The 9,379-nt window shown below is 66.1% G+C and carries 11 protein-coding genes; 5 read left to right on the forward strand and 6 right to left on the reverse strand.

The features are described 5' to 3' along the window. Positions 1-113 precede the first annotated feature (113 nt). The 3 genes from WAN71_RS20420 to WAN71_RS20430 all read right to left on the reverse strand — a co-directional run bounded on the left by WAN71_RS20420 (position 114) and on the right by WAN71_RS20430 (position 3,377). Positions 114-680 carry a hypothetical protein gene (locus tag WAN71_RS20420; protein ID WP_422227071.1) on the reverse strand — a complete coding sequence of 189 codons (567 nt, stop codon included), beginning with the start codon at positions 678-680 and terminating at the stop codon, positions 114-116. A 131-nt stretch (positions 681-811) separates the two neighbouring features. Next, positions 812-2,011 carry an IS30 family transposase gene (locus WAN71_RS20425; RefSeq protein WP_422227072.1) on the reverse strand — a complete coding sequence of 400 codons (1,200 nt, stop codon included), beginning with the start codon at positions 2,009-2,011 and terminating at the stop codon, positions 812-814. Between the two features lie 232 nt (positions 2,012-2,243). After that, the gene (locus WAN71_RS20430) at positions 2,244-3,377 is read right to left on the reverse strand and encodes an adenylate/guanylate cyclase domain-containing protein (protein WP_422227073.1); all 1,134 of its coding nucleotides are present in this window, start codon (positions 3,375-3,377) and stop codon (positions 2,244-2,246) included. Positions 3,378-3,417: 40 nt separating this feature from the next. Between WAN71_RS20430 and WAN71_RS20435 the strand changes: the two genes are divergently transcribed. After that, a complete protein-coding gene (locus tag WAN71_RS20435) occupies positions 3,418-3,912 on the forward strand; it encodes a DNA-deoxyinosine glycosylase (protein ID WP_422227074.1) in 495 nt (164 codons plus the stop codon). Here the strand turns inward: WAN71_RS20435 and WAN71_RS20440 are convergent. Beyond that, positions 3,907-5,298, reverse strand: coding sequence for an amidase (locus WAN71_RS20440; protein WP_422227075.1), 1,392 nt, complete (start codon positions 5,296-5,298; stop codon positions 3,907-3,909). The two genes, WAN71_RS20435 and WAN71_RS20440, sit on opposite strands and share 6 nt — an antisense overlap. 19 nt (positions 5,299-5,317) lie before the next feature. Here WAN71_RS20440 and WAN71_RS20445 point away from each other — a divergent pair, with 19 nt between their 5' ends. From WAN71_RS20445 to WAN71_RS20460, 4 genes are read left to right on the forward strand one after another with little or no spacing between them, the layout of a single operon-like run. After that, complete coding sequence (locus WAN71_RS20445) at positions 5,318-6,496, forward strand: MalY/PatB family protein (RefSeq protein WP_422227076.1); 1,179 nt, start codon at positions 5,318-5,320, stop codon at positions 6,494-6,496. Positions 6,497-6,518: 22 nt separating this feature from the next. Further along, entirely contained in the window at positions 6,519-6,953 is a 435-nt protein-coding gene (locus tag WAN71_RS20450) for an HIT family protein (RefSeq protein ID WP_422227077.1), read from the forward strand. 5 nt (positions 6,954-6,958) lie between these two features. Continuing rightward, the gene (locus WAN71_RS20455; protein WP_422227078.1) at positions 6,959-7,408 is read left to right on the forward strand and encodes a nitroreductase family deazaflavin-dependent oxidoreductase; all 450 of its coding nucleotides are present in this window, start codon (positions 6,959-6,961) and stop codon (positions 7,406-7,408) included. Between the two features lie 34 nt (positions 7,409-7,442). Beyond that, positions 7,443-7,883 carry a nitroreductase family deazaflavin-dependent oxidoreductase gene (locus tag WAN71_RS20460; RefSeq protein WP_422227079.1) on the forward strand — a complete coding sequence of 147 codons (441 nt, stop codon included), beginning with the start codon at positions 7,443-7,445 and terminating at the stop codon, positions 7,881-7,883. A 93-nt stretch (positions 7,884-7,976) separates the two neighbouring features. On the opposite strand, the gene WAN71_RS20465 is transcribed toward WAN71_RS20460, so the two are convergent. Both WAN71_RS20465 and WAN71_RS20470 read right to left on the reverse strand, forming a co-directional pair. Further along, the gene (locus WAN71_RS20465; protein WP_422227080.1) at positions 7,977-9,014 is read right to left on the reverse strand and encodes an LLM class flavin-dependent oxidoreductase; all 1,038 of its coding nucleotides are present in this window, start codon (positions 9,012-9,014) and stop codon (positions 7,977-7,979) included. Positions 9,015-9,034: 20 nt separating this feature from the next. Beyond that, the coding region (locus WAN71_RS20470) for a uracil-DNA glycosylase family protein (RefSeq protein WP_422227081.1) at positions 9,035-9,379 on the reverse strand (345 nt) is incomplete at its 5' end.

The following is a 9,379-nucleotide window of genomic DNA, read 5'->3' on the forward strand; positions in this document are numbered from 1 at the left end:
TGCGATATCACCGCCGGAAGTGATATCGCATGCGTCGTCAAAACTGCACAAGACAACATCCTCCGGCCAGGGACTGATGAGGCCGCTGAGTCTGTTGAGGTCCCAGGACCGGCCTAAAGCTCGGGTCCCTCGGCGCGCAGGTCGTCGACCGCCGACATGGCGTCGCGCAGCTTGGCCAGCCACTCTTCGGTGTGCTCGCCGACCAGTTTCACCGACCAGGCCAGCGCATCGGAGCGAGACCGGGCCACACCGGCGTCGACCAGGGTGTCGAGCACCTGGCGCTCCGGCTGCTTCAGCCGCGTCATGACCGGGACCGCGATGTGGGTGAACAAGATCCGCTCGCCACCCGCCTCGACGCCCCAGGAAACCTTGCGGCCGTAGCGATCCTGTGCCTCGTCGGCGATGTTCATCCGCTCCGGCCGGGTTTCCTCGCGGAAGCGCGAGACGCGACCCGACGCGTGAGCTTCGCTTTCTTTCTCCTTCGAGCTTTCTGGATCGGCCAGCTTACCGATGACCGTGATCTCCTCGCGGTCGACGATGACCGTCGGGTCACCGTCGAACCAAGCGTCGGGCAAGCGTCCGGCGAACCAGTCCGCTGCGTCGCTGGCATCGGGTTGACCAGCTTGCTGCCAGCCGCCCGGACGGCCGTAGCGCCGCCCATGTCCATGATGGTGTTTCATGCTTACATGATTACACTATTTCAGGCATTGCAGAAATGGGTTTCACCAGCGGTGAACGCCTCCGGGTCGACGAGTGTGGGCTTAGGGCACGATTTTGGGCGGTGATGTCAAGCGGTTAGGGCAACATCGGGTCAGGCGGCTTGGTCGAGTAGGGCGGCCAGGCGCTTAGCGGGTGTGTCGAGATTCAGTGTCGGCCTGGGCCGGCGGTTGAGAGTGTCTTGGATGCGTTTGAGGTCGGCTTTGGTATAACCGCTGAGGTCGCTGCCCTTTTCGAACCAGAATCTCAAGAGCCGGTTGGTGTTTTCGTTGCTGCCGCGCTGCCACGGTGAGTGCGGATTGCAGAAGTAGACCGGGGCGGCGAGTTCAAGGTGAATGCGCCGCCACTGGGCCATCTCGCTGCCGCGGTCCCAGGTGATGGAGCGGCGCAGATGTTCGGGAAGTTCGCGCATCGCGTCGATCATCGCGGTGGCCACGGTGTCGGCGTTGTGGCTGCCGGGCAGGTGCAGCAGCATGGTGAATCGGGTGCTGCGTTCGACCAGGGTGCCGATTGCACTGTTGTTGGGTCCCACGATCAGGTCGCCCTCCCAGTGTCCGGGCACGGCCCGGTCAGCGACCTCTGGCGGGCGGTCACTGACGCGGAATTCTTCCCCGCTGCTGTAGGCACCGCGTCGGTTGTCGATGCGGCTGCGGGATTTGCGGGTTGCCCGCTTGGTGGATAGGCATTTGTGCAGATCAGCGCGCAGACTGCCACGGGTCTGCACATACAGACACCTATAGATCGTCTCGTGACTCACCCGTGCCAGCCTGTCATCGGGGTGATCACGTGCCAACATCTGTGCGATCAGCCTCGGGCTCCACCCGTCATCCATCCACGCCTCGATGCTGGCGCACACCGGATTGTCGATCAGCTTGAACGCCTTGGGCCGGTGGGCTTTCCGGGCGGCACGGGCGTGGGCCATCCGAGCGTGATAATCCCCGTCGGGATTGCGGTTACGCCGCACTTCACGCCAGATGGTGATTCGGTCGCGCCCAATCCGGTGACCGATCTGGGCGTGGCTGAGCCCGGCGTCAAGACCCCGCATGATGGCGATGCGCTCATCCAGACTCAGACGATGTCCCCGCCCGCTCGGCAACGACATGTTTCCCGGATCAGCGACCCCGCCGCCTCGACCCCCAACTAGTTTCATCGCTCCAGCGTTGCGCCACCAGATCGACGCGGCTGTCGTCGACACGCCCATGTCCTGCGCCGCCCGCCACACCGGGACACCCAGGCATATCTGGTCGAACAACCTCCAACGCACATCTCTCGAATGCGGATAACCACTCGGCATAACAACCCCAAATCCACGGACGTTGCAATGACCGTATGAATCCACCGGCGGAAACCGTGCCACGAGCCCACGTTCGGCGGAAAAGAAAACCGTTGATCTGACCGGTGCAGAGTTGTAGCTTTAGTAGCGAAGCAGGCCCGGAAAGCGACGAATTCCAAAGAGCCGGTCAACGGAGTGAGAACCGGCCGCGCAGGATGTACGAGACGCCTCCCAACGTCCTCCGGGCCTGCCCCTATGTGCTCTCGGTGTCGCCGTCGCCACGCCGGGCGCGAAAAAGCCTTGGCTCACCCTTGATGCCCTTGAGATGACGCGCGCCGGCGAACGACCAACTGAAGCCGGCGTCATCGCCGAGCTCATCCCGCGTCGATTCGGCGGCCAGCACCGCGCCGGGCCGGGCCACCGCCGTCACCCGGCTGGCCAGGTTCACCGGGCTGCCGAACCAGTCGCCGGCCCGGCTCACCGCGGATCCCGACGCGATCCCCGCGCGCAGCCGGGGGAAGTCGTTGTCGCCATCGGTGATTTCGACGAGCTTGAGCACCGCATCCAGCAGCGGCGCCGGCTCAGTGCAGACGAACATCACCGCGTCGCCGATCGTCTTGACGAATCGCACCGGTCGGACCGCCACGTCGCGGGCCAGGTCGGCCAGCCGATTGGCCAATTGCCCCAGCTCCTCGGCCGGCACCTCCTCGCCCAGCCGGGTGAACCCGACCAGATCGGCGAAGGCGACTGTGATGTGCCGGGCTCCGGGCAGCGGAGCCCCCGCCGCACGCTCGCTGGCGTTGACGGCTTCGGTCTCCATCGAGTGTCGCAGGTGCATGAACAACATGTCCTCGATCATCGGGCCCAGCAGCGGCTTGATCTGGGTCACCAACGCCTGGGAGTCCTTGGCGATTTCCAACTCAGTTGCGCCCGGACGCAAGATCGACGCCAACGCCGTGTAGCGCATCACCTCGGCGGCGTGTGCCAGACCTTCGGCCAATACCCGCACCACAAGCACGATGTTGTCGGGGTTTAGGCCCATCTCGATGAACCGCTGTGCGTAGGTGGCGGCCACCCCGTCGGCCCGCATGTGTACGACCGCATCGGGGTCATCCACCCGCGACAGCCCGATGGCGCGTTGCACCCGCTGCAGCAGCTCCAGATCAACGCCGTAGCTTTCGCTGATCTCCCGCGCTGACATGTAGGTGCCGTCGTCGCCGATCACCCGCCGCGAGATCAGCAGCATGGGAGCGAACGCATTGCGAATCTCGTCGGCGGTGACGCCCTGCTCGAACAGCCACTCGATCAGCTCTGCACGCTCGGCGCGTGCGCTGCCCTCCAGATCTCCCAGCAGCTTCTCGATGTCCGGATCGAGCGTGTCGTCCACGTCGCCAACGTATAACGCGGCGAGGCATCATGTGAATCTGATGACCACACCGCCACTGGAAGGGTTTGCGCCTGTCGTCGACGACGGCGCCCGGCTGCTGATCCTGGGATCGTTCCCCAGCGTGCAGTCGCTGGCGACCCGGCAGTACTACGGCAACCCGCGAAATGCGTTCTGGCCGATTACCAGCGCACTGTTCGGCTTCGACGCGCAGGCGGCATACGAAACCCGGCTGACCGCATTGCAATCGGCCGGCGTGGCGCTCTGGGATGTGCTGCACAAGTGCCGCCGCGCCGGCAGCTCAGACGCCAAGATCGACCTAAAGACCGTAGTGGCCAACGACTTTGGTCAACTATTCGCCACTTACCCCAGCATCAAGCGGGTGTACTTCAACGGCCAGACTGCGGACAAGCTATTCCGCCGACTGGTCCACGTCGACGCGCCGGTCTGCTACCAGCTGTTGCCGTCCACCAGCCCGGCGCGTGCGATGCCTCCGAGCCAGAAGCTGGACGCCTGGCGGGTGATCTCGCCGTCATGACACCGGCGGCCGCCGGTGTGCCCACGGCCTGGTCGCCTCGATCTGCGCACTCAGCGACACGAGCGTCGCCTCGTCGCACGGGCGGCCGACCAGCTGAACGGACACCGGAACCCCGTTGCGATCCAGTCCCCACGGCACGGCGGCGGCCGGCTGGCCGGTGAGATTCCAGATCTCGAAGAAGGGCACCCGCTGCGATACCAACAGCAGGCTCGAAATGCCGCCACGGCGTTGGTAAGCCCCGACCCGGGATGGCCCGGTGGCGTTGCCGGGGGTGATGACGACGTCGACGTCGTCGAAGATCGATTGGATCCGCTCGGCCACGGCTGACTCCCCCGCCCGCACCGTCGCCATCCGCCGCTCGGACAGCAGCGACCCGATGCGCGCCATGTTGCGGGTCCGCTTCTCCAGCCGGTCCTGGTGCGGCAGTTTGCGAACGTCCTCGTAGATTCCCCGGAAATAACGCGGCAGGAAATTGGCGTAGACGGCCGCCGGTGGATAGTCCGGGTCGCGCACGACGACGTCGTGGCCGAGGTCGCGCAGCAATGCGCCTGCCTCGTCGACCGCCGCACGTTGCTCCCTGCCGACCTTGGCGATCAGTGGCGGTGGAACCTTGGTGCTCAACGCAATTCGAAGCCGACCGGGTTCGCGAGCGGCGACGCCGACGAATCCGCCATCCGGGGCGGGCATCGTCGTCGTGACATCCAGAAACAACGCCGCGTCTTTAACCGATCGCGCGATCGGGCCGTTGACGCTCAGCCCGCACCACGCGTCGTCGTGCGGCGCCAGCGGGACCCGGTCGCGTTGCGGCTTGATCCCGAACAGACCACACCAGCCCGACGGGATCCGGATTGAGCCGCCGCCATCGGAACCCAGTGCCAGTGGCGCCAGGCCGGCGGCGACCGCGGCACCGCTGCCGCCGCTACTCCCGCCCGGCGTGAGCGCGGTGTTCCACGGGTTGCGGGTCGCGCCGAACGTCACCGATTCGGTGAACGGAAAGATCATCAATTCCGGCACATTGGTTTTGCCGATGATCACCGCGCCGGCGGCGCGCAGTCGGCTGACGACTTCCGCGTCGCGGACCGCAGCAGTCGACACCGCGCCACTGCCGCACGCCGTCAGCTCGCCATCGACATCGACGTCGTCTTTGATCGCGACCGGGACGCCGAGCAGCGGCAGCCGCTCGCCGGCATCAAGGCGGCGCTGCGCGGCCTCGGCTTCCTGACGCGCAGTGCCAGCCAGGACCACGCGATAGCTGCGCAGCTGCGGATCCAACCGCGCGATGCGCTCCAGGTAGATCTCGAGCAACGCCGGCGCGGTGACCGTGCCCTCGGCCAACATCCGCACCTGTTCGGCCGCTCCCGCAAAGGCCAGATCTCTTTCATCCACGTCGAGGCACACTACTGCTATGGGCGACACGGCGTTCGATCAAATGACTCCAGCGCAACTCCGCCAACGCAGGACAATCAAGTGGAACCTCTTCGGGCCCGACGTGCTGCCGCTGTGGATCGCCGAGATGGACTTCGCCACCGCGCCGGCGGTACTCGACGGCATCCGGGCGTGCGTTGCCAACGAGGAGTTCGGCTACCCGCCAGTGGGCGAGGATGACTTGCCTCGGGCGACCGCCGACTGGTGCCGACGCCGCTACGGCTGGCACGTTTCGCCCGAGCGGGTCCGCGTGGTGCCCGATGTGCTCAAGGGACTGGAAGTCGTCATCAACTTCCTCACCAGACCCGAGAGTCCGGTCGTGCTGCCGGTTCCCGCATACATGCCGTTCTTCGACGTCCTGCAGGTCACCGGGCGCCAGCGGGTGGAAATCCCGATGCCGCAACAGGATTCCGGTCGATACGTGATGGATCTGGAGGCGCTCGACGCCGCATTCGCCGGCGGGGCCGGATCGCTGATCCTCTGCAACCCGAACAACCCACTGGGCACCGCATTCCGCGAGGACGAGCTACGCGCGATCGTGGACATCGCGGCCCGCCACGAGGCGCGGGTCATCGCCGACGAGATCCATGGACCGCTGGTCTACGGGCGGCCACACGTCGCCGCCGCGTCGGTATCCGAGACCGCCGCCGAAGCAGTCGTCACGGTGATGTCGGCCTCCAAGGGGTGGAACCTCCCGGGGCTGATCTGCGCGCAGGTGATCCTGTCCAGCGAGCGCGACGTCCGCGACTGGGCCGGGATCAACAGGCTGCACCACCAGATGGGTGTCTCCACCGTCGGTATCCGCGCCAACATCGCCGCCTACAACCACGGCGCCGGCTGGCTCGACGAGCTGTTGATCTACCTGCAGGCAAACCGCGATCACCTGGCTGCAACCTTGCCCGAACTGAGCCCGGGCCTGAGGATCAACACCCCCGAGGCCACCTACATGTCGTGGGTCGATTTCCGGGCGCTGAACCTGCCGACCGAACCCGCAGAACATCTACTGTCCAAGGCCAAGGTGGCGCTGAACCCCGGCATCCCGTTCGGCGCCGCGGTGGGCTCCGGTTTCGCACGGCTGAACTTCGCCACCACGCGCGCAATCCTCGACCGTGCCATCTACGCGATCGCCGCCGCGCTACCGGGCAACGCCGCCGGCTGAGCCGACCCGCTACCGTGGCGGCATGGCGTGTGTGTTCTGTGCGATCGTCGCCGGTGAGGCGCCCGCCATCCGCATCTACGAAGATGACGGCTACCTGGCCATCCTCGACATCCGCCCGTTCACCCGCGGCCACACGCTGGTGATACCGAAAAAGCACACGGTAGATCTCACCGACACCCCGCCGGAGACCCTGGCCGACATGGTGGCGATCGGACAGCGGATCGCCAAGGCCGCACGCGCGACGGAGTTGGCCGACGCCACCAATGTCGGGATCAACGACGGGCCCGCCGCGTTCCAGTCGGTACTGCACATTCACCTGCACGTGCTGCCGCGGCGCAACGGCGACAAGCTGTCGGTGGCCAAGGGTCTGCTGCTACGCCGCGACCCCGACCGCGAAACGACCGGGAAGATCCTGCGGGACGCACTGGCACAATTGGGCGCCACTCCGCAAGACTGAGCCACATGGACATATCTCTGTGGATCGAGCAGCAGATTGGCGCGCGGCTATTGCGCATGCACGACGAGATCTATAAGCGCACCGACGGTCGGATCGGGCACCGGATACCCTTCGGGCCGGTCAACTTGCTGCTGCACACGGTCGGCGCCAAGACCGGTAAGGCACGGACCAACACACTCACATATGCGCGAGACGGCGATGCGTACCTCGTCGTGGCGTCGAAGGGTGGTGACCCGCGGTCGCCGGGCTGGTACCACAATCTGAAAGCCAATCCGAACGTCGAAATCAACGTCGGGCCAAAGCGTTTCGGCGTCACGGCCAAACCCGTACTGCCCGACGACCCGGACTATGCCCGGCTGTGGCAGATCGTCAACAAGAACAACGCCAACCGCTACGAGGGGTACCAGAGCCGGACCTCACGGCCAATACCGGTGATCGCGCTGACACCTCGCTGATTGCGAATCAACGGCGAGCGGTAATACTGGGCGTATGGCTTCCTGGATTGAACAGAGTTTGCTGCCAAAGGTGCTGCGGGTGCACGACGCCGTCTATCAGAAAACGAACGGCTGGATCGGACATCGAACGCTGGGGATACCCAGCCTGCTGTTGCACACCGTCGGCGCCAAGACCGGCGTAGCCCGCACCGCGTCGCTGACGTATGCCCGCGACGGCGGTAACTACTTGATCGTCGCCTCGAAGGGTGGCGACCCGAAGGCGCCCGGCTGGTATCACAACCTGAAGGCCAACCCGAACGTCGAAATCAACGTCGGGCCAAAGCGTTTCGGCGTCACGGCCAAACCCGTGCTGCCCGACGACCCGGACTATGGACGGCTGTGGCAGATCGTCAACAAGAACAACAGCAACCGGTACGAGGCATACCAAAAGAAGACGTCCCGGCCGATCCCGGTCGTGGTTCTGAGCCCTAACTGATTGCGCACCTAACGGGCCCGCGCCGAGCGCGAAGCTGTTGCGAGATTTCGCGCGTCTTTTCGCAACAGTTTCACGCTCGTCGAGGGGCGACCGCTAGAACAGCTCTTTGGCCAACAGCTCCAGCGTGGTCTCCCGGGCTGGGGCGGTGGCCGGATCGGTGCCGCGGTGTGCCGAAGCGACCGGATGCACCATCACCTCGTCGACGTCGAACCGTTCCGCCAGCGCTTGTAGTTGTTCGGCGGCCTCGGCGGGTGTTCCAAGGACCGCGCGATCGAGTCCGCTGCGGACGATGCGCTGCTGTTCGGGTGTCAGTTCAGCGCCGCGAACGTCCTCGACGAGTTGCAGCGGCCCGAGCGGTTGGCCGGTCCGCAACCGGGCCATCATGTGCAGGTTCGGCAGCATCAATGCCGTTGCCTCGTCGTGGGTTTCGGCGACTGCGGCATTGACGGTCAGGAATGTCACCGGCTCGGCGGCCAGCTCGCTGGGCACGAACTGCGACCGGTAGAGCGCGAGCGCCTCCTCGGTTCCCTTGCCGGAGAAATGGTGAGCGAACACATAGGGCAATCCCTTGGCCGCGGCCAGCCGGGCCGAATACATCGACGACCCGAGCAGCCACAGCCGCGGCTCGCGTGCGGCGGCCGGCGAGGCCTTGAGAATGTAGTCCGCGTCGCGCAATGGCACGGCCACCCCACGGGCGCTCATCATCGCCCGCACGTGGTCGAGATACTCCGGGAACTGATCGATATCGCGGTCATCTCGCCCAGCGGCGCCGCGCAACAAGATCGACGTCACCGGATCCGAGCCCGGCGCCCGGCCGATGCCGAGGTCGATTCGGCCGGGGGCGGCCGCCTCCAGCAACGCGAACTGCTCGGCCACCGCCAGCGGTGCGTGGTTGGGCAGCATCACACCACCGGACCCCAGCCGCAGCTGCGAGGTCTGGGCGGCCAGATAGGCGATCAACACCGGCGGGCTGGTCGCACCCACCGACGGCATGTTGTGGTGCTCCGCGAGCCAGTAGCGGGTGAAGCCCAGCCGGTCGGCGGTCTGCGCCAGACGTACGGTGGCCGCCAGCGCATCCGAGGTGGTCTGGTCGGTGCGCACCGGGACCAGATCAAGTACAGAAAGCCGCATGACAGCCTCAACACCGGGGGTCACCGGGATAGTCCTGCGATCGCCGCGGCCCGGCCGAAGACGTCGTCGAGCATCTGCGTGGTCAGCTTGCCGGTGAACGTGTTCTGCTGACTGGGGTGGTAGCAGCCCAGCAGCACCACCTCCCCGCGGGCGGCAATCAAGGTCGCCGCGGCGCCGTGGCCGAATTTCGGTTGCGGGCGGGGAACCTGGCCACCTCCGGAACGGACCATGTCCAACGACGAGCGCCAGCCGAATCCGCCCAGGGCCACGATGACCCGGACGTCGCCGCCGGTCAGCCGCCACTCGGCGGTCAGCCATGGCGCGCATGTCGCCCGCTCGGCGGGCGTCGGCGCGTTGTCCGGCGG

The organism is Mycobacterium sp., from assembly GCF_049280035.1.
In the GTDB taxonomy this organism is placed as follows: domain Bacteria; phylum Actinomycetota; class Actinomycetes; order Mycobacteriales; family Mycobacteriaceae; genus Mycobacterium.